Origin of the sequence: Dyella sp. SG562, from assembly GCF_011759495.1 — a bacterium.
In the GTDB taxonomy this organism is placed as follows: Bacteria; Pseudomonadota; Gammaproteobacteria; order Xanthomonadales; family Rhodanobacteraceae; genus Dyella_D; species Dyella_D marensis.
Genome location: NZ_JAAOYS010000002.1, coordinates 49,127 through 70,690, shown reverse-complemented (window position 1 = coordinate 70,690; position 21,564 = coordinate 49,127). Strand labels below are relative to the sequence as shown.

General features: G+C 66.5%; 12 protein-coding genes. 5 read left to right on the top strand and 7 right to left on the bottom strand.

Going from position 1 to position 21,564, the window contains the following annotated elements:
* Positions 1–3: 3 nt before the first annotated feature.
* The 6 genes from FHW84_RS03805 to FHW84_RS03780 form a co-directional block, all read right to left on the bottom strand.
* The gene (locus tag FHW84_RS03805; protein ID WP_167252815.1) at positions 4–1,581 is read right to left on the bottom strand and encodes a winged helix-turn-helix transcriptional regulator; all 1,578 of its coding nucleotides are present in this window, start codon (positions 1,579–1,581) and stop codon (positions 4–6) included.
* A 130-nt stretch (positions 1,582–1,711) separates the two neighbouring features.
* Entirely contained in the window at positions 1,712–2,509 is a 798-nt protein-coding gene (locus FHW84_RS03800) for an undecaprenyl-diphosphate phosphatase (protein ID WP_167252814.1), read from the bottom strand.
* 73 nt (positions 2,510–2,582) lie between these two features.
* Entirely contained in the window at positions 2,583–3,863 is a 1,281-nt protein-coding gene (locus FHW84_RS03795) for a histidine-type phosphatase (protein WP_167252813.1), read from the bottom strand.
* Positions 3,860–6,349 carry a TonB-dependent receptor gene (locus FHW84_RS03790; protein WP_167252812.1) on the bottom strand — a complete coding sequence of 830 codons (2,490 nt, stop codon included), beginning with the start codon at positions 6,347–6,349 and terminating at the stop codon, positions 3,860–3,862. Before FHW84_RS03790 ends, FHW84_RS03795 begins: the two co-directional genes overlap by 4 nt.
* 121 nt (positions 6,350–6,470) lie before the next feature.
* The gene (locus FHW84_RS03785) at positions 6,471–7,514 is read right to left on the bottom strand and encodes a FecR domain-containing protein (RefSeq protein ID WP_167252811.1); all 1,044 of its coding nucleotides are present in this window, start codon (positions 7,512–7,514) and stop codon (positions 6,471–6,473) included.
* On the bottom strand, positions 7,507–8,022 hold the full coding sequence (locus FHW84_RS03780; RefSeq protein ID WP_343203559.1) for an RNA polymerase sigma factor: 516 nt from the start codon (positions 8,020–8,022) through the stop codon (positions 7,507–7,509). The genes FHW84_RS03785 and FHW84_RS03780 overlap by 8 nt, the downstream gene beginning before the upstream one ends.
* A 490-nt stretch (positions 8,023–8,512) precedes the next feature.
* Between FHW84_RS03780 and glnA the strand changes: the two genes are divergently transcribed.
* Positions 8,513–9,922, top strand: a complete 1,410-nt coding sequence (glnA, locus tag FHW84_RS03775) for a type I glutamate--ammonia ligase (RefSeq protein ID WP_167252810.1) — start codon at positions 8,513–8,515, stop codon at positions 9,920–9,922.
* Positions 9,923–9,977: 55 nt separating this feature from the next.
* On the opposite strand, the gene FHW84_RS03770 is transcribed toward glnA, so the two are convergent.
* A complete protein-coding gene (locus tag FHW84_RS03770) occupies positions 9,978–11,177 on the bottom strand; it encodes an MFS transporter (RefSeq protein ID WP_167252809.1) in 1,200 nt (399 codons plus the stop codon).
* A gap of 104 nt (positions 11,178–11,281) precedes the next feature.
* On the opposite strand from FHW84_RS03770, the gene FHW84_RS03765 reads away from it, so the two are divergent.
* From FHW84_RS03765 to FHW84_RS03750, 4 genes are all read left to right on the top strand, one after another.
* Complete coding sequence (locus FHW84_RS03765; RefSeq protein WP_167252808.1) at positions 11,282–12,274, top strand: AraC family transcriptional regulator; 993 nt, start codon at positions 11,282–11,284, stop codon at positions 12,272–12,274.
* Positions 12,271–12,966, top strand: coding sequence for a glutamine amidotransferase (locus FHW84_RS03760; RefSeq protein ID WP_167252807.1), 696 nt, complete (start codon positions 12,271–12,273; stop codon positions 12,964–12,966). The genes FHW84_RS03765 and FHW84_RS03760 overlap by 4 nt, the downstream gene beginning before the upstream one ends.
* Before the next feature lie 131 nt (positions 12,967–13,097).
* A complete protein-coding gene (locus tag FHW84_RS03755; RefSeq protein WP_167252806.1) occupies positions 13,098–15,311 on the top strand; it encodes a glycoside hydrolase family 3 C-terminal domain-containing protein in 2,214 nt (737 codons plus the stop codon).
* A 334-nt stretch (positions 15,312–15,645) separates the two neighbouring features.
* Positions 15,646–21,558, top strand: coding sequence for a hypothetical protein (locus FHW84_RS03750; protein ID WP_167252805.1), 5,913 nt, complete (start codon positions 15,646–15,648; stop codon positions 21,556–21,558).
* Positions 21,559–21,564: the final 6 nt, after the last annotated feature.

The following is a 21,564-nucleotide window of genomic DNA, read 5'->3' as shown; positions in this document are numbered from 1 at the left end:
CGCTCAATGCGTGTCGCGCAGGTCCGCCGGGCGCCAGTCCGCAGCCAATACCTGGGCGCGCTGCGCGGCGACGCGCCGGCTCAGCGTGTCGATCGAGGCGGCATAGGCAGGATCGCTGGCAAAGCCACGCCATAGGGGCGAAGTCTGCAGATAGGCGCGGTCGCTGTAGCCGCCCTGCACGGCCGCATCCACCGAACGCAGCGCGTCGGCATGCCGTCCGCGCGCATCCTGCAGCAGGGCCAGTTCGAGATAGTCGCCGGGATAGCTCGCGCCGCCCAGGAACTGGCGCTGCATCTGCGCGATGCGCTCGTCCAGCCACGCCGGCGCGGGCGATGCCGCGCCATACAACGCCGTCAGCGTGATGGGCAGGCTCATCTGCGGACGCAGCTGCCGTGCCTGCTCGAAGGCGCGGCGGGCACCGTCGCGGTCGCCGCGCAGCAAGGCGAGTTCGCCGCCAAGCACATAAAGATCGACGTGTGGGGTATTGCGCGCGAGCGCCTGATCCAGCGCTTCCTGCGCCTCCTTGAAGCGCCCCTGCAAGAACAGATGCCGCGGCCAGGCGATATTGGAGAACACATTGTCCGGATAGAGCTGGAAGCTCTCGCGATAGCGCCGCTCCGCCGCGTCGGTGAAGCCCAGCAGCTCCAGCTCGCGCGCCACCTGCACGTTGCGGAAGCGCACGCGCGCCGGATCGCCGTGCATCTGCAGGTTGGCATGCAGCGCTTCGGCCAGTCGCCCCTGTTCCTGGTAGAGGTAGGCGGCCGAGGCGCGCGTTGCATCGTCGCCCGGATCGAGCGCCAGCGCTTTTTCATAGGCGCGCAAGGCGGCGGCGAGCTCTCCCGCGCAATCGTGCGCATAGGCGAGCGCGGACCACGCGGCACTGTTGTCCTGCTGCGTTTTCAGCACCAGCTCCGCTTCAGCGCGCGCCTGTTGCGTCCATTCGTAAGGGAAGTTGTAAAGGCAGACCCGCGCGCTGTAGGCGCGGCTCAGGCCGATATGCGCAACCGCGCTGGCCGGGTCGCGCGCCAGCACCTGCTGATAGAGCAGGATCGCGCGCTCGTTGTTGTCCTTCTGGCCGATGCCGGCGTAGTAGGAAGCGCGAACGGTCAGCGTCTGTGCCGGATCGATGCGGCCGTGCTCGATGGATGAGCGATACCACCACGTGCCGGCCAGCCCCAGCACGGCAAGCACGCCGAAGCCGATCGACCATGGGCGCAAAATCCGCTGCCGCATCACCGGCTCGTCGGCGATCAAGGCCTCTGCTGTCCGCGGCGCTTCGCACAACTGATAACCCCGCCCGCGCACCGAGCGGATATAGCGCGGATTGCGCCCGTCATCGCCCAGCGCCTGGCGCAGCAGCTTCACGCGCTGGGTGACGGTCTCCTCGTTCACCACCGCGGGCGCCCACACTTCGGCCATCAGCGTGTCGAAACCCACCACCGCATCGCCATGCCGCAACAGGCAGGCCAGCAGCTGGAAGTTCAGGCCCTGCACGTCGAGCGCGCCGCCGTCGCGCGTCACGCGCTGGCGCGCGAGGTCGATATGCAGGTCGAGCAGGCGGTAGTGGGATGACGGTTCCATGGCGCGCGGAACTATGTCATGGAACGTAGGTTGGGGTGAGCCATAAGGCGAACCCCAACCTGGCCAGGCGCATGGAGCTGGCGTTGTCGGGGTTCGCCTGGCGGCTCACCCCAACCTACGAAGTGTGCCTTCAGGCGCCGGCCGGCATCAGCAACAGCAGGGCGATGCCCAGCGCGATGCGGTAGAGCGCGAACGGCGTGAAGCGGTGCGTGCGGATATAACCCAGCAGCCACTTCACCGCGATAAAGGCGACGATGGCCGAGACCACGAAGCCGACGATCAGCGCGCTCCAGTCCTCGTTTGCCGCGCCGCCGCTCTTCACCACCTTCAGCAGCTCATAGCCGGTGGCGGCGTACATGGTGGGAATGCCCACCAGGAAGGCGAACTCCGTCGCCGCCGCGCGATTGCTGGTACCGGCCAGCATGGCGGCGAAGATGGTGGCGCCCGAGCGCGAGGTGCCGGGAAACACGCCGGCCACGATCTGCGCGATGCCGACCAGGATCGCCACCGTCCAGGTCACTTCGGTGCGGTCGGCCTGGCGCGCCGCCATCTGCTCGGCGCCGATCATCCACAGGCCGCCGATCACCAGCGCCCAGGCGATCGGAGTCACCGCCTCGGGCAGCTTGAAGCCCATGTGGGTGACGATGAAACCCAGCACCGCGGTGATCATGAAGGCCACGAACAGCTTCAGCACGTAGTCGCGGTTGGCCGGATCGCGCCACTGCGTGAGCAGGCCCCAGATGCGCTTCCAGTAGATGAAGGTGACCGCGAGGATGGCGCCGGCCTGGATGCCCACGTTGAACAGGTCCGAGCGCTCGCCCAGGCCCAGTTTCTCCGCGATCAGCAGGTGGCCGGTGCTGGAGATGGGCAGGAACTCGGTGATGCCTTCGATGATGCCGAGCAGGACGACTTTGATCAGATCGCTCACGTGCGGGACTCCGGGCCACTGCAAAGCGCCATAGCTTAAGCGCTAGCCCCTTCCTTGGGGCACGCTCATGCCGCTACTTGCTGACCGCCGGTTCATGCGGAGCTTCTTGCGATACCGCCGGCCAGGCACGCATCGGCGGCAGGGCGGGATCGATGCGCGTGGCATCCATGCGCGTGCGCAACCAGCGCGAGACCTTGTCCAGCGGGCATCGGTCGGCGGCGGGGCAGGGTGCGAGCCTCAGCGTCTTGCGCACCAGCGCATCCGCTGCCGCGTAGTTGGCGCTGCGCAAACTTGCGAGGGTGGGCATCGCGGTGGATACGCTCACGCTGTACTTGCCATGCGTCTGCCATAGATCGAACACCAGTGCGCCACCGGGCGGATAGTCGTCCGGGTGCGCGGCGTCGTGCCAGTCGGCATCGAGCAGGCCGGCGAGCTGCGCGAGATTGGTGTCGTGGCCCACCACCAGCACGGCGCGCGTGGACGCTGCCGTCAGCGGCGCGATCGGCGTCTTCTCGCCGCCGGCCTGCTGCAGGCTGGCCAGCACGTGCGCCAGCAGGTTGGAACCACCGCGCGCCGCGGCCGGCATGGACTTCTTGCTCAGCGCGAACTGCAGGTTGTGCAAGGTGACGAGACGGCCGATGGTCGCTTCGTCGCCCTGGCCCCAGGCTACGTTCGCGGCGGGGAAACCTTGCGCGTACTCCAGCATCAGGTTTTCGCTGAGGCTGCCGGCGGTCTTCAGCGCCTTGGCGCGTTCGCCGTCGCCGTTCGCGTCGAGCAGCGTCTTGCGGCCATCCGCATGCGCCTTGGCCAGGCAGGCCGAACCTTCGCAGCCGAGCAGCACGCGCTGCAGCTGCGCCAGTTCGGCCGGCGGCCAGGCCGCGGGCAAGGCGGGCTTGTCGTCGTCGTCCTTGTCGCCGAAATGGAACAGCGGGTTGTTCCGGTCGGTGGGCAGGGCGAGATACGTGGGTTGGCAATCCGCCGCCAATCCCTGCGCCAGCGCCGCGCCGCTGGCGTGATTGCGCGGCGTGCTGTCGGCAATCACCACCACGTCGTTCACGCGGTCGCAGGCGCCGGACCACAGTCCATCCGCCGCGAACAGGCGGCGATAGCTTTCGGCCAGCGCGCGCATGCCTTCGCTGCCATGCGGCGTGAGCTGCCCCGGTGCGACCGGCCACGCGGTCCACGGCCGGCTGGCATAAGGCGCCAGCGCCTCCGGCGCCTTGGTCGGCGCACGCACGCCATGGCGCAGCACCACCACGCGCAGGCGCAGCGTGGCCTCGTCCGCCTGCGCCAGCAGCGGCGCGCACAGCGCCGCGCCGAGCAGGGCCGCGCGAACGAAGGCGCGCGCCCTCACAGCTTCACCGACAGGTCGAGGAACACGCCGCGGCCCGGCAGTCCGAAGTACAGCGGCGTGCCGCTGACCGACTGCGTGCCCGCATAGCCGGCCAGCTTGTGCACATTGAACAGGTTGTTGACGTCCACGCTCACCGAGTAACCCTTGCCGCCCCAGGGACCATGATCGCCGCGGAAACCGAAGGCCGCATCCCAGGACATGTAGCCGGCCAGGCGCGCGCCGTTGGCGAAGACGTCCTTGCCGCTGGCGTCGGTGGCGTTGTCCAGGCCGTACTGGTGGCCCACGAACTTGCCCATCAAGGAACCGAACCAGCCCTGCCGGCTGCTGTAGAGCAGGCCCAGCGCCGCCGTCACCTTCGGGGTGGCGGCGACCTGCACGCTGCTGCCCTTGTAGGTGGCCTTGTTGTAGCTGGCGTTGCCGTACAGGCTGAGCGTGGGCGTCAGCGCATAGGTCGCTTCCGCCTCGGCGCCCTGGTAGACCGCGCCGCCGCCGTTGACGTAGGCGCTCTCGTTGCCGTTGGCGGTCTTCACCTCGGTCTGCGCGATCAGGTTCTTGAAGTCGATGTAGTACAGGTTGGCGCCGAAGGTCAGTCCGCGCGTCGCATACGCCGTGCCCACCTGGTAGTTGGTGGTCAGTTCCGGAGCCAGCCCGCGCGTGCCGTTCAATTCGATCACGTCGATCGGCGGCGCCAGGAAGCCGCGGGCCACCTGCGCATACGCGCTCCACTCGTCGCTCAGGCGGTCGTGCAGGCTGAGCGAGGGCAGGGTGGCGCTGTAGGTGGCCTCGGCGTGCGCGGGCACCGGCGGCGAGATCTTGTTGAGCGTGGCGTCGAGGCTGCGCGTGACGGAGGAGTAGCGCAGGCCCGGGCTCAGCGTGAGCTGGTCGGTGAGGCGCCAGTCGTACTGCACGAAGGGCTGCGCGGTGTCGGTGCGGTCCTTGAGCTGATAGTTGTAGACGGGGCCGTACTTGGTGCCGCTGCGCTGGCCGGTCGTCATGTCCAGCGGCACCTGATAGCGCTGATCGAGATTGCGTTCCAGCCACACGCCGGTCTGCAAGCTGCCCGGGCCCAGCTCGCGGCCCAGGCGCAGCACGTCGCCGAACGCGCGGAAGCCGTTGTCGGCCTGCTTGCCCGGCACGTCGGTGGCGGACTTGCCCACCTTCTTGCCCTTGGCGTCGTAGAAGGTCACGCCGTTGTCGGCCGCATGGTTGTCGGTGGCGTCGCTGGTCTTGAGCGACCAGTGGTCGAAGCTGTTGTAGTAGACCTTGTTGTCCACGTCCCACTCGCCCAGCCGCGTGACCAGGCCGACATAGGTGAAGCTGGAGTAGTACGCGGCCCGGTTGTAGCCCTGGTACGACTGCAGGCGCGGGTCGTCGCGCAGGCCATAGCGCCAGCCGTACTGCGCGATCTCGCCCAGTGTCGCGCCCTGCACCGTGTTCTGGTGTTCCTGGTTGTAGCTGGTGACGAAGGTGAGCGTGGTGGCGGCGCCGAGGTCGCTCACCGTCTTGATGAAGGCATGCTCGCGGCGGTCGTCGGTGCCCTTGAGATAGGTGTCGCTGGCTTCCTTGGAGAGATCGGCGAACAGCCTGGTGTGCGCGCCGATCTGCTCGTCCGCGGCGACGCCGCCGGCGCGCGTGTTCCAGCTGCCCACGGTGAGGTAGGGCGTGACGCCCGGCACGTCGCTCGGCTCGCGCGAACGCAGGCCCACCGTGCCGCCGAAGGTCGCATTGCCGATGGTGGAGCCGCCGCCGGGGCCGCGGTCGATCTCGGCCTGGCCCAGCACGTGGTTGTTGAAGTAGGCCGAGGTGGTGTGGTGCAGGTCGCTGGCGTCGCCGAACGGAATGCCGTCGAAGGTGATGTTGAACTGGCCGTCCTGGAAGCCGCGGATGCTGATGCCTTCGTTCTTGCCCAGGCCCGGGCCTTCCGGCGAGGTGACGGTGACGCTTGGCGCGTACTTGATGATGTCGTCGAAGTTGGAGTTGAAGCGCAGGCCGTCGCGGATAAAGCGCTCGTCGATCACCGAGGTCGGCTGCACCGCATCCAGCGGCGCGGCGCTCGGCGCCAGCGTATCCACCGCGTTGGCGTGCACGCTGATCGGCGCCAGTTCGCGCGTGGCGTTGTCAGTGTCCACCGGCGGCAGGCCGCGCGACGCCGTCGCGTCCGCGGCCGGTGCGTTTCCCGCGCGCGCGGCCGGCACGATGGTCACCGTGGTGGGCGTGACGAAGCGGTAGTCCAGGCCGGTGCCGGCCAGCAGCTGGCGCAGCTGCTCGCGCGGTTCGCCGGCGGCGGCGCCGCGGCTTTTCACGCTTTCGGCGACGTCGGCCGCATACACCAGCTGCAAGCCGCTGCGGCTGGCGACCAGATCCAGCGCTTGGGCCAGCGGCATCGGTGCGATCGCCGGCGCGGCGGTGTGATCCTGCGCATGCAGGGCAAGGGAGAGCGTGCCGCCGAGCAGCAGCGCGATATGGAGGGCGAGCGTCTTGCGCATGGAGCGAGCCTTGGGGCGAGAGGGAGAACAAAGGCGGCGAAGCGCACACGCATCGCCGCCGCATGATCTCTACGAGTGCCCCGCGCGCCCGTCGGGTACCGCCGATTCGATGAATTTTTTCTTACAGCTTGCGTGTAATGCGGATGTCATCCGCGCCGCGCTGTACACGTACGCCAGGCAGAGTGCCCAGGTAGGCCACGAAAGCTTCCGGGTCGCGCGCATGGAAACGGCCGCTGATGCGCGTGGCGGCCAGCGCCGCATCGTCGATATGCAGCGGCGTGCCGCCGTAGATCGCGAAACGCCGCGCCACTTCGGCCACGGTGCTGTGTTCGAAATGGATGTCCGCGGGCAGCCAGGCGGTGTGCTGCGCCAAGTCCGCGCGGCGCTCCAGCGCGGCCAGGCGGCCGCCTGCCACTTCCGCGTACTGGCCGGCGCGCAGGTCGGCCAGCGCTTCCGCTTGCGTGGCGGCGGGCTCGCCCGTCCAGATGCGGACCTCGCCGCTCACCACCGCGACGCTGGCGCCGTCCGCGCGGCGATGCGCGTCGAACACGGTGCCGACGTCCTCCAGCACCTGCTCGCCCACGCCCACGCGCAGCGGCCGCGCCGGGTCCCTGCCCACGTCGAACAGCGCGCCGCCGCGCAGCAGTTCGAAGCGGCGTTGTGCCTGGCCGTAGCGCACCGCCACCGCGCTGGCGCGGTCCAGCTGCAGCAGGGTGCCGTCGTCCAGCGCGACGTCGCGTACCTCGCCAGCGGAGGTATAGACGTCCATCGGCGCCGGTGCCTCGTGCAGGAAGGCCGCGCCGCCGATCAAGGCAACGGCCACGGCGGCGATGGCCTGCTGCCACCATGGCGTGCCGGCGCGGCGCACCGGTGCGGCGGAAGGCGCACGCGGCAGCAGCGGACGCAGCTGCACCACCGCACGCTCGGTGGCGGCGAGGTCGGCCAGCTCGGCGGTATCCAGGGCATCGAGCGCGGCGGCGGCGCCCAGGTCGCCGTGCAGGCGCGCCATGCCGATGTATTCGGATACATGCAGCGGCGACTGCCGCAGCCAGGCGAGGAAACGCGCGCGCTGCGCGGCATCCAGCCCTTCGCGCTGGTCCAGGTACCACTCGGCCGCCTGCTCGGCGGCACGGCGCAGCAGGCGCGGGTCGATGGCGTCAGTCATAGCGCGCCATCCCGACGCGGCACGCGGCCAGCGCCTTGACGATGTATTTCTTGACCATGTTCGAGGAGACGCCCAGGCGCTCGCCGATCTCGCGGTAGCCCAGTTCGTCGCGGTAATGCATCACCAGCACCGCGCGGCAGCGCGGGGTGAGGCGGGCGATCAGTTCGCCGAGCCGTCGGCGGCGCAGCTCGCGGTCCACGCCGGCGGCGGCCTCGCAGGGCGTGGCCAGGCGTTCCAGCACGTCTTCCAGCGCATCGCCGTTGACCGGCGCGCGCTGGCGCAGGGCGGCGTGCTCGCGCAGCAGGTTGGAGGCGATGGTGAACAGGTAGGCCTCGGGATTGCGGATGTCCTGCGCCCCGTGCCGGTCCGCGCGCAGCAGGCGCAGGTAGACCTCCTGCACCAGGTCCTGCGCATCCCAGGCATGCGCGGTGCGCCTGAGGAAATAGCGGTTGAGGGTGTCGCGCTGTTCCTCGAACAGGCGCGACAGCCCGGCGGCGGGGTCGGTCACGGGCGCTCGCGGCGCGGAGTGTGGACGCGGGACGCTAGTGCGTGGGAGTGACGATTGTGTGACGACGTGCGGGACGGAACTCTTCTCCCCTCCGGGGAGAAGATGCCGGCAGGCAGATGAGGGGCCGGGGCTCGCCAAGGCGTAGCGACAGGGCGGGGCTTGCTTACTGCTTCTGCTTCATCGCTCCGCCCGCCCCCTCACCCCAGCCCTCTCCCCGAAGGGGAGAGGGGGTTGGCTGCGCGGGGCCTGGGGGGTCACGTGCCCGAATGAGGGATGACGGGCTAGGATGGCGGGCGTTGTTCGCGGGCGATGGATGAAGCGCATTGTTGGTGCAAAATCGCGATTGATTTAGCGCCTTAAAGGTGCAAAGCGACCATCGCCATTCACGCAATCCTTACGCAAGTAACTGATCCGGCTTGGCTCCTTCCGCTGGCATGGAGCTTGCCAAAGAGCGAGTTGTTTCCACGTCCCCATCTATTCGAGGTTCGTCATGTCCGCCCAGAAAGTGCTCGACCTGATCCAGGAACACGACGTCGAGTTCGTCGACCTGCGTTTCGCCGACATGCTCGGCAAGCATCACCACGTCACGTTCCCGGCGCACACCATCGACGAGTCGACCTTCGAGGACGGCAAGATGTTCGACGGTTCCTCGATCGCCGGCTGGAAGGGCATCAACGAGTCGGACATGATCCTGCTGCCCGACCCGGACACCGCCTACCTCGACCCGTTCAGCGGCCACACCCAGCTGGTCCTGCACTGCGACGTGCTGGAGCCCAGCACCATGCAGGCCTACGGCCGCGACCCGCGCTCGATCGCCAAGCGCGGCGAGGCGTTCCTGAAGTCCACCGGCATCGCCGACACCGCCTTCTTCGGTCCGGAGCCGGAATTCTTCATCTTCGATTCCGTGCGCTGGCAGAACGACATGGGCCGCGTGTTCTACGAAATCGGCTCCGAAGAAGCCGCCTGGTCGTCGCGCTACAAGTACGAGGACAACAACACCGGCCACCGTCCGGGCGTGAAGGGCGGCTACTTCCCGGTCAGCCCGGTGGATTCGCTCGGCGACCTGCGCGCCGACATGTGCAAGGTGCTGGAGTCGCTGGGCCAGGTGGTGGAAGTGCACCACCATGAAGTGGCCAATGCCGGCCAGTGCGAGATCGGCGTGAAGTTCAACACGCTGGTGCAGAAGGCCGACGAACTGATGACCATGAAGTACGTCATCAAGAACGTGGCGCACCAGAACGGCAAGACCGCCACCTTCATGCCCAAGCCGATCGTCGGCGACAACGGCAGCGGCATGCACGTGCACCAGTCGCTGGCGAAGGACGGCAAGAACCTGTTTGCCGGCGACCTTTACGGCGGCCTGAGCCAGACGGCGCTGTGGTACATCGGCGGCATCTTCAAGCACGCCAAGGCGATCAACGCCTTCGCCAACTCCACCACCAACAGCTACAAGCGCCTGGTGCCGGGCTTCGAAGCGCCGGTGATGCTGGCGTACTCCGCGCGCAACCGCTCGGCGAGCTGCCGCATCCCGTACGTGTCCAACCCGAAGGGCCGCCGCATCGAAGTGCGCTTCCCCGACCCGATGAACTCCGGCTACCTGGTGTTCACCGCGCTGATGATGGCCGGCCTCGACGGCATCATCAACAAGATCGACCCGGGCGCGCCGGCCGACAAGGACCTGTACGACCTGCCGCCGGAAGAAGAGAAGAACATCCCGCAGGTGTGCTCCAGCCTCGACCAGGCGCTGGACGCGCTGGACAAGGACCGCGACTTCCTCAAGGCCGGCGGCGTGTTCACCGACGACTTCATCGACGCCTACATCGCGCTGAAGATGCAGGAAGTCACCCGCTACCGCGCCAGCACGCATCCGCTGGAGTTCCAGATGTACTACGCGCTCTGACCGGCGCAGAAATCTTTGCAGGCATGGAACGGGCGCTTTGGCGCCCGTTCTGTTTTCAGGACGCGGCGGTTGCCGTGGCGCGGAAGCGCATGACCACAATCGCCACCGCGCCGAACAGCACCACCGCGCTGCCCGCGAATACGCCGCGCGCACCGCCCGCGTCGAAGATCACGCCGCCGATCGCCGCGCCCAGGCTGATCGCCAGCTGCACCGCCGCCACGATCAGGCCGCCACCGCTTTCGGCCTGGTCCGGCACCGTGCGCGTGATCCAGGTGGACCACGCCACCGGCACGCCGCCGAAGGCCATGCCCCACAGCGCGATCAGCGCGGCATGCGCCGCCGGCACGCGGCCCAGCGTGACCAGGCCGATGGCGATCAGGCCCATCAGCAGCGGCATGCCCAGCAGCATCGCGCGCAGGTTGCGTTCCAGCACCAGGCCGGCCAGCGAAGTGCCGACGAAGTTGGCGGTGCCGAAGCCGAGCAGGATCGCGGACAAACCGCCCACGCCGACGCCGGTGACGGTTTCCACAAACGGCCGCAGATAGGTGAAGAACGCGAAGTGGCCGGTGAACACCAGGGTGCAGGCGAGCATGCCGCGGCTCATGCCGGGGCGCTGCAGCACCTCGACCAGGGTGCGCAGGCGCGTGGTACCGGTGGGCGCCATCCGCGGCAGCGTCACCAGCTGCCACACCAGCGTGAGCAAGCCCAGCAGCACGGCCAGCAGGAACACGTTGCGCCAGCCGATCAGCGCGCCGAAGTAACTGCCCATCGGCGCCGCCGCGATGGTGGCCAGCGACACGCCGCTGAACATCAGCGACAGCGCGCGCGGCACCAGGTGCTCGGGCACCAGGCGCATGGCGGTGGCTGCCGACATGGTCCAGAAGCCGCCGATGGCGATGCCCAGCAGCACGCGGCCGGCCAGCACCGCGGCGAGGTTGGGCGCGTAGGCCACCAGCAGGTTGGAAACGATCAGCAGCACCGAGAACGACACCAGCACCCAGCGCCGGTCGATGTTCCGCGTGGCGGCCGAAATCAGCAGGCTGGTGATCATCGCCACCACCGCGGTGGCGGTTACCGCCTGGCCGGCCACGCCTTCGGTAATGCCCAGGCTGGCGGCCATCGGCGTCAGCAGGCTGGCCGGCAGGAATTCCGCCGTGACCAGGCCGAACACGCCCAGGGTGAGCGAGAACACCGCGCCCCAGGCGGGCTGTTCGCGCGTCTCGCCGCGGGTGGTCAACTGTATGCCTCCGTCCATCGTGCGTTCCGTTCTCGGGTATGGGGGAGGCACAGCGTAGGAAAGTACAGCCGGACGGTCTATGATGAAGAATCTTTCGATCTTGATCGATCGTCCGGATCGCCATGGATATCCAGCCTTCCACCATTCCTCACGACCTGGCCAGCGAACTGCTGCTGGGCATGCGCCTGGTCGGCGTGCAGTACCGCCGTATCGAGGTGTCGCCGCCGTTCGGGCTGGCCTTCGGCGAGGAGCCGGAGCGGGCGCAGTTCCATTTCGTGGCGCGCGGGCCGGTGTTCCTGCGCAGCCCCGGCGGGGTCATCCATCGGCTGGATACCAGCGCCGCGGTGCTGCTGCCGCGCGGCGGCGCGCACCAGTTGCTGTCGAGCGCGCAGCCGGAACAGCCGTGCAGGGACATCGCCACCCTCAGCGCCACCGAGCTGTGCCCGACCGTGCGCGGCTGCGCCGACGTCGGCGTCTGCCAGGGCGAGCGCACCCTGGTCTTCAGCGGCTGCATGGAATTCGATCTCGGCGGCATGCAATCGCTGGTCGCTGCGATGCCCGAGGTGATGCTGGTCGGCACCCTGCTGGACAGCAACCCGGAACTGCGCGCGATGCTCGACGCGATGGAGCGCGAATCGCTGGCGCCGCGCGCGGGTTCGGCCGGCATCCTGGCGCGGCTGGCCGACGTGGTATCGGCTTTTATCGTGCGCGGCTGGGTGGAGTGCGGCTGCGGCGACGCCAGCGGCTGGGTGGAAGCGCTGCGCGATCCGCGCCTGGGCAAGGTGCTGGTGGCGCTGCACCGCGACCCGGGCCGCCAGTGGACGGTGGCGGAACTGGCCGCGCAGATGGACAGCTCGCGCTCGGTGTTCGCCGAACGCTTTCTCGCCGTCACCGGCATGACCCCGCTGCGCTATCTCACCGAACTGCGCATGCGCCTTGCCGCGCAGTGGCTGGCGCGCGACCGCGAGCCGATCGAGAGCGTGGCCTACAAGCTGGGCTATGGTTCGCTGGCCGCCTTCAGCCGCGCCTTCAAGCGCGTGGTGGGCCGGCCGCCCGGCGCGCTGCGCGCGCATGCGCCGGGGGAATCCAGGAACGCCAAGGAGTCCACCGCATGACACGCACCGCCATCGCCATACGCCACGTGGCTTTCGAGGATCTTGGCCTGCTGGCGCCGATGCTGGCAGAGCGTGGCTATGCGGTGCGTTATCTGGAGGCGGGCATCGATGCGATCGACGCCGGCGTGCTGGATGCGGCCGATCTGGTGGTGGTGCTGGGCGGGCCGATCGGTGTGTATGAAGTCGACCGCTACCCCTTTCTTGCCGGTGAGCGTGCGGCGATCGCCTCGCGGCTGGCCTTGCGTAAACCGACGCTTGGCATCTGCCTCGGCGCGCAGCTGATCGCGCAGGCGCTGGGTGCGGAGGTGGCATCCACGGGAAAGGTGGAGATCGGTTTCGGTCCGCTCACGTTGACCGACGAAGGCCGCGCTTCCGTGCTCAAGGGGATCGGCACGGTGCCCGTGCTGCATTGGCACGGCGATCAGTTCGCGATCCCGGCCGGCGCGCAGCGCCTGGCGCAGACGCCGGGTTTTCCCCACCAGGCCTTCGCCATCGACCGGCACGTGCTCGGCCTGCAGTTCCATCTGGAAGTGGAAGCCACGCAGTTGGAGCGCTGGCTGATCGGGCATGCGCATGAGCTGGCCGCGCATCGGATCGATCCGAATTCGTTGCGCCGCGATGCCGCTGCGCACGGCACTGCACTCACCCACGCCGCACGCGGCATCTTCGCCGCCTGGCTCGACGGCCTGTGATGATTTCCACCAATGCCTTGATGATTTTCCCCAGGGCGGCGGCAAGCTCGACGGACAACTAAGCGCCCGGCGTGCATACTCCGGCTCCTCGGCCATCGCACCGCGGCGATGCCATTGCGGAGGACTGAAGGATGAAACGCAAAGCCGGCAACGCACTGCGCTGCGCCATCGTGTTGGGACTGGCCGGCTGGATGGGCCTTGCCATGGCGCAGCAGGCGCCCGCCGCGCATCCATGGAGCGATGCGAAACTCTCGCCGGACCAGCGCGCCGACCTGCTGCTGAAGCAGCTCACGCAGGACGACAAGTTCCAGCTCATCCGCAGCTATTTCGCCGGCCCGCGCAAGCCGGAAGACAAACCGGCGCCGCCGGGCTATATCGGCTCCGCTGGCTATATCCCCGCGATCGAACGCTTGGGCATTCCCGCCATCCAGGAAAGCGACGCGGGCCTGGGCGTAGCCAGCTCCGAGCGCATGCGGCCCGGCGACTACGCCACGCCGCTGCCTGCCGGCCCCGTCACCGCCGCCACCTGGGATCCGAAAGCCGCCTTCCGCGGCGGCGCCATGATCGGCGGCGAAGCGCACGCCAAGGGCTTCAACGTGCTGCTGGCCGGCGGCACCAACCTGATGCGCGAGCCGCGCAACGGCCGCAACTTCGAATACGCCAGCGAAGACCCGCTGCTGGCCGGCACCATGGTCGGCGAAGCGATCCGCGGCATCGAAAGCCAGCACGTGGTGTCCACCATCAAGCACTTCGCCTTGAACGACCAGGAAACCGCGCGCACCACTGTCGACGTGCGCATCGGCGAACAGGCCATGCGTGAGTCCGACCTGCTGGCTTTCGAGCTGGCGATCGAGCGCGGCAAGCCCGGCTCGGTGATGTGCTCGTACAACAAGCTCAATGGCGACTGGGCCTGCGAGAACGACTATCTGCTCAACCAGGTGCTGAAGCGCGACTGGAAGTATCCCGGCTTCGTGATGTCCGACTGGGGTGGCGTGCACAGCGCGGCGAAGGCGGTGAATGCGGGGCTGGATCAGGAATCGGCCGCCGAGATCTTCGACAAGCAGATCTACTTCGACGCACCGCTGCGCGACGCGCTGGCGAAAGGCGAGGTAAAGCAATCGCGCATCGACGATATGACGCGGCGCATCCTGCGCAGCTTCTTCGCGGCGGGCGTGTTCGAGCATCCGGCGAAGAAGGCCCCGATCGACGAGAAGGCCAACCTTGCCGTGGCGCGCGAGACGCTGGAGGCGGGCGCGGTGCTGCTGCGCAACCAGAACGGCTTGCTGCCGCTCGATGCCGCCAAGCTGGCATCGGTGGCGGTGATCGGCGCGCACGCCGACAAGGGCGTGCTGGCCGGCGGCGGTTCGTCGCTGGTGACGGCCAAGGGCGGCAATGCGGTGCCGGGTTTGAAGCCGACCGATTGGCCGGGCCCCGTGACGTACCACCCGTATGCGCCGCTGAAGGCGCTGCAGTCGATGGCGCCGCAGGCGAAGGTGCAGTTTGCTGGCGGTGAGGACGTTGCCGCCGCAGCGGCGCTGGCGGCGAAGTCGCAGGTGGCCGTGGTGTTCGTGCAGAAATGGGCGGGCGAAGATTTCGACGCGCGCGACCTGTCGCTGCCCGATGGCCAGGACGCCCTGGTCGCCGCGGTTGCCAAAGCCAACCCGCGCACCATCGTGGTGCTGGAGAACGGCAGCCCCGTCGCCATGCCGTGGCTGGAGCAGGCCGGCGCGGTGCTGGAGGTGTGGTATCCCGGCGGCGACGCGGGCAACGGCATTGCCAACATCCTCTCCGGCAAGGTCAATCCCTCCGGCCGCCTGCCGCTGAGCTGGCCCCGCGATGTATCGCAGCTGCCGCGTCCGGAGCTGCCGGGTGCAGGCGGCGGTACGCCGCCGGAGAGCGTGGATTACGCGATCGAAGGTGCGAACGTCGGTTACCGCTGGTATCAGTCGAAGAACATCCAGCCGCTGTTCCCGTTCGGCTATGGGCTGTCGTACACCACGTTCGAGCATGGTGGGCTGAAGGTGGATGCGAAGGGTGGCAAGGTCACTGCCACGGTGACGGTACGCAACACCGGTAAGCGTGCGGGTGCCGATGTGGCCCAGGTCTATGTGCAGGTGCCGGGGGCGAAGGTGCGGCGGCTTGCGGGGTTTGCCAAGGTGTTTCTGAAGCCGGGGGAGCAGCGGGTTTTGAGTATTCCCCTGGAGCGGAAGCTGCTGGCGGATTTCGATACGGTGAAGCATGGGTGGGTGGTGCGTGGGGGGGAGTATGTTGTGAGTGAGGGGCGGTCCTCCGCGGATTTGGGCGCACCGGTCGCGACCCAGCTCGCGGGCGATGGCACCAAATAACCAGCGACATGCGGACTGCCTGAATACGCCATGGGCATATTTATCCCGGAGATAACGCCTTTCGACCGCCGGAAGGCGTACCCGCACGAGGCTGCGCGGAAAATTTGAACCCCTCCATTCGGGACTCTTGACCGAATCAGCGCCGCGCTCGCCAAACCGAAATAAATTTCGTTGCGAAGCTTCTTGCGGTCTGCTACTAAATCGTCGCTGCCTCGTCACTCCCGTGAAGCGGCAAAGGGGAAAGGTCATCGCGTCACTCCGTCGTGCCTGAAAAGGTGCGCGATAGACCGTTGCGTCTTGTTGCAGCCATTGCGTCAAGGTGAAGGGGAAAGGGATGACGAGTCGCGATTGGCGCAAGCCGCGCCGCGTTCTGCTGGCTTTTGCTCTGGCTATTTGTTCGTTCCCGGCCTGGTCGCAATCAGCGGCAGTGAAGCCGGAGGACGAGTACAAGAAGAAGATCAAAGTCACTGAAGACATCCAGCCTCTCGGGGAAAACCCCTTTGGCGAAAGCATCAGCCTGTACAACGGTTCGCTTTCCTTCATGCAGACGGACGTGAGTGCGGCAGGCATCGGGCCCTTGCTGCAGCTCAGTCGCTCTTTCCATATCGCCGACGTCGATCCCACCTATTCCTATCAGGAATTCCTGAACAACACATTGGTGGACTGGGGCCTCGATGTTCCGCGCATCGAGACCCTATCGGCCAACTACAAGTGGAGCGACACCGGTGGCCAGCTCCATACGGGCTGGTTCTTTCGCGACAACACGCAGCGATGCTCGATATTGGCCACCGCGCCAGACATTGTCGTTGACACCAAGGCCGGTTTCGAACCGGTGACTTACAGCAGTTCGGACTGGTGGCATGGCTATCAGATGATCATGCCGGGTAGTTCGCAAGATCTGATGAAGCGCGATGCAGGCAATACGCTCGCGCCACAGATGACGGTGCCGGGCACCAGCAGCACATCCTTTCCCATCGTCACCAAGGATCATTGGTCGATCGGCTGTCTGGCACAGACTGCAAATGGGCAACCGGGAGAAGGCTTCTTCGCTGTCTCGCCCGACGGCACGAAATACTGGTTCGACTGGTTCGCATACAAGATCGGCGAATCGATGGTGAGGAATGGCGGCGGCTCGCTGCATCGGCAAGTCGATACGATGCTGGTATCGCGTATCGAGGACCGCTTCGGCAACAGCCTCAGCTATTCCTACGATGCGAATGGCAATCTGACCCAGATTCTCGGTAGCGATGGCCGCAAGCTCACACTCAGCTATGAAGTGTGGCAGCGGCCGGAGAAAGATCCGTTCGGCAATTACTATGCACCGCCTTCTTATCGTCTTCACTCGGCGACGCTGCAGCCAGATTCTCCGAACGCGCGAATCTGGAATTACTCGTACAGCTCAGACCCGCATATTCCCAGGCTGACGGCGGTCACCCAGCCGGACGGATCCAACTGGTCGTTCAATCTTGGCGGGTTCCGTGCGCCCAGCCTCGACAACCTTGCCGGTAGTCCCGAGGTTGGCGGTTGCTTCAGCGTCAACGCATATACGGGGGCGTCCTCGCAAGGCAGCATCACGCATCCGTCGGGGCTCACCGGCACGTTCACCGTGATGAGCCGCGTGCGTGGGCGTTCGTATACACCCAATGTATGCATTCAGAGTCCTTCCGGCGATTTCACGCTGGTGCCCGATGCTTATGTGGTTGCCGCCCTGAGTCAAAAGAAATTCTCTGGCGCAGGAATGGCCGACCAGGTGTGGACCTACGGCTACTCGCCTGCGAATGAGAGCAAGATCGAAGATTGCTCGGCGGGCTGCGCATCGTCGGTATGGACAGACGTCACCGATCCGGCGGGTAAAGGGGTGCGCTACACCTTCAGCAACAAGTACGACTTCACTGATAGCCAGCTGCAGCGGACGGATTTCTATGCGCAGGGCATCGGATCGAACGTGCTGCGGTCGGAGGTGAACACGTATGCGATGTACTCCTCCGGGCCATGGCCCGTGCGCTTTGGCGATGACCCGCAACGGCGACTCAATGACGACCAGCTGGAAACGCAATCGCCGTTGAGCCGGCGAGATATCCAGCAGGATGGAGATACATATACCTGGCTGGCGATCAGCTTCAATGAATATGCCCAGGCCACCACGGTAAAGCGCTTCAACAGCTTCAGCAGCTTCAATATCGATCATCCCGTCCAGGAGCAGACCACCTACCTCAACGACCTTCCGCACTGGGTGCTGGGCCTGCCGGCACAGGTGGACATCACCTATGACGGCAAGACCGAGACCACCGACAAGTACGACTACGACCCGGGCAGCGTGACGCTGTCGCAGCGCTATCGTTTCGGCCAGGCGGTGATGAGTTACACGTTCAACGCCCAGGGCCAGCTGGCGAGCTTTACCGACGGCAACCATCACTCCACCACGCTGGGCAATTACAAGCGGGGTATCCCGCAGTCGATCGGTTATCCGGACAGCACCACGCAGAGCCTGGTGGTGGATGACTTCGGCCAGATCGCCAGCATCACCGACCAGGCGGGCAGCACCACCAGCTACGCCTACGACGCCATCGGGCGCATCCACCGCATCGACTACCCGTCCGGCGACGAAGTGGCTTGGCTGCCCAAGACCTTCGACTACGCCTTCGTCGGCGCCGCGGAGCAGGGCGTGCCGGCGAATCACTGGAGGCGCACCAGCACCAAGGGTAGTGCGGTTACCACCACGTACTTCGACGCGATGCTGCGCCCGGTGCTGAGCCGCACGGCGATCGCCGGCACCAGCATCAATGCGCGCACGGACTACGACTGGAAGGGACAGAAGACCTTTGTGTCCTATCCGGTGAACGGCACGCCGGATCTCGGCACGATCACCGCGGGCACCACCAGCACCTACGACGCCCTGGGCCGCTTGACCCAGACCCAGCAGACCTCCGAGCTGGGCACGCTGACCGCGCTCACGGCGTATCTCTCCGGCGCGCGCAAGCAGGTTACCGATCCCAAGAACAACGTCATCATCACCAGCTACCAGGTGTTCGACCAGCCCGGTTACGACGCGGTGATCCAGGTGCAGGCGCCGGAAGGAATCAACCAGGCCATTACCCGCGACGTGTATGGCAACCCGCTGGCGATCCACCAGTGGGGCAGCGCCAACGGCTTCAGCAACGATGCCACCAAGACACTGGCGTACGACAGCTACCACCGCCTGTGCCGCACCTCGGAGCCGGAGAGCGGCAGCGAGGTGACGGCGTACGACGATGCCAACAATGTGGCGTGGACGGCCGCGGGCCTGAGCATCAGCGGCGATGGCTGCGGTACTGAGCAGGTGGCCGTCGCCGCCCAGACCAAGCGCAGCTACGACACAATGAACCGTGTGTTGAGATTAGACCCACCGGCCGGGACGCAGAACACCGTCTATTCCTACGATCTGCTGGGCAACCTGCAGACCGCCAACTCCGGCGTGACGTACTGGACCGGCTACCGCAACAAACTGGGCCTGCTCACCGGCGAGTCGCTGCAAGTGGCTGGCCAGGACCTGTGGCGCATGGGCTATGCCCACGATGCCTATGGCGCCATCAGCACCATCCAATACCCGGATGGCGAGGCCATCAGCTACGCGCCGGATGCATTGGGCCGGGCTACCCAGGTGGGCAGCTATGCCACCGGCGTGAGTTACTACCCGGATGGCGACGTGGCGTCCTTCACCTTCGGCAATGGCGATTCGTATGCGGTGCAGAAGAACGCGCGCCTGCTGCTGAGCAACTTCACCTATGGCAACGGCGGCACGCTGAAGCTCAGCGAGGACTATGCCTACGACAACAATGGCAACATCACCGCCATCACCGACCTGACCGACGGCACGCGCACCAAGAGCTTCGGCTACGACGCGCTGAACCGCCTGACCCAGGCGCAGGCCAGCCACTTGTGGGGCAGCGAGAGCTACGGCTACGACCCGCTCAACAACATCGCGAGCCGGATCAGCAGCGGCCAGACCTTCACCTACAACTACGACGGCAGCAAGCGCCTGGCCAGCATCACTCAGGGCGGCAGCAACGTCATCACGCTGGGCTACGACAACCGCGGCAACGTCAACAACCGCAACGGCGTGACGCTGAACTTCGACCAGAAGAACCAGCTCACCGATATCCCGGGCTACGACAGCTACCAGTACGACGCCTCCGGGCGGCGCGTGGTGAAGAACCCGACCAGTGGTACCGGCGCGACGTACTACTTCTACACGCAGGCGGGACAGCTCGTGTACGCCTTCGATGCGGGCACGTCCAAGGCCACCAACTATGTGTACCTGGGCAAGAAGCTGATCGCGCGCAACGAGTCGTTGAAGCTCAGCAATCCCGCCGGCATCAGTTTCAGCGCCAACCCCAATGCCGGCAACTACACGGTGAGCTGGACGGCCGTGCCTGGGGCGACGGGTTACAACCTGCAGGTGAGCGCCGATGGCGGCACGACCTGGAATGTCGCCGGCAGTGGCATGTTGACGACCACCAGCCTGGCCGTGATCAACCAGGATGGCGGCAGCTATCTGTACCGCGTGCAGGCCTGTGCCGCGAGCGGCTGCGTCGGCGGATGGACGGTCTCGCAGAACCTGGGCGTAACGCCGGCGGCGCCGGTGATCACGGTGCCGGGCAGCATCGTCAACGGCAACTACACAGTGAGCTGGACGGCGCCGATCTCGGCGACGAGCTACGACGTGCAGGAAGCAGTGAACGGCGGGGCGTGGACATCGATCGCCACCGGCACCACGGCCACCTCGATCAGCCGTCCGGGTACCAGCAGCGGCAGCTACACCTATCAGGTGCAGGCCAAGAACAGCTATGGCACCCGCGGCTGGGTGACGTCCAACGCAGTCACCGTCGACACCACCTACGGCGTGGTGCCGCCGGCACCGGCGAGCCTCACCGTGCCGGCTGCGAGCGCCGACGGCAACGTGAGCTTGAGCTGGGCGGCGGTCAGTCAGATCACGCATTACGTGGTGCAGCAGAGCAGCGACGGTGGCACCAATTGGAGCGGCATCTACGACGGCACCGCCACGACCACATCGCTGAGCGGTCTGGCCAATGGCAGTTACCAGTACCGCGTCGAGGCCTGCAACGCCTACAACTGCAGCGCCTGGCAGAACGGCAGCAATGCCCTGGTGGTGACGCATCCGCCGACCGGCGTGCCAACGCTCACTGCCCCTGCCAACAGCACCAATGGCAGCTTCACCATCAGCTGGACGGCAGTGAGCACGGCCACCAGCTACACGCTGCAGGAGAGCGTCAACGGCGGCGGCACCTGGACGCAGGTGCAGGCCAACGGCAATACCAGCTGGCCGACCAGCGGCCGCGGCAACGGCAATTACAGCTATCGCGTGCAGGCCTGCAACGTGGGCGGTTGTGCGAGCGGATGGAGCAGTACGGGCACGACCACGGTGCTGTTGCCTCCACCTACGCCTACGGGAATTACCGTGCCGGCGACGAGCAACGGCCCCATTCCGGTCAGCTGGAATGCCAGCCCGACCGCAACGCGTTACGACCTGTATCAGAACATCAACAATGCCGGCTGGACGCTGGCGGCCAGCGTCTCTTCCACAAGCGTCACTGTGACGGCGACCACCTCCGGCACTTATCTGTTCTTCGTTGCCGCCTACAACGCCAGCGGCTGGAACGGCGCGGTCAATAACAGCTCCCAGGTCACCGTTACGATTCCGCCCAGCGCTGCACCGAACTTAAGCACGCCCGGAAGCAGCAGCACGGGCAGCTACACGGTGAGTTGGTCCGCCGTGAGCGGTGCGACCTCGTACAACCTGCAGGAGCAGTTGAACGGCGGCGGCTGGACGCAGGTGCAGGCCAGTGGCGCGAGCAGTTGGGGTGCGTCAGGTAGGGGCAATGGCACCTGGGGTTATCGAGTCCAGGGTTGCAACGCAGGCGGTTGCGGTCCGTGGAGCGCTACTGCCAATACGGTGGTCACGCTGATTCCGCCGACACCAACCGGTTTGACGCTCAGCACGTCGGGCGCAGTCAACAAGCCGGTCGTGCATGTGTCGTGGAATGCTTCGACTGGAGCCACTGTTTACAACGTGGAGGAAACCCATCCGCAGGATGGCGTGTTCATTCTGTACAGCGGGCCGAATACGAATACGGGCTCCCAGATCACCGCCGATGGCAGCGTGAAGTTCCGTGTACAGGCTTGTAACTCATCGGGCTGCTCCGCTTGGAGCAACTACGCCAGCGTGTGGCTTGCTTCGGGGGCGTGAGGGAAA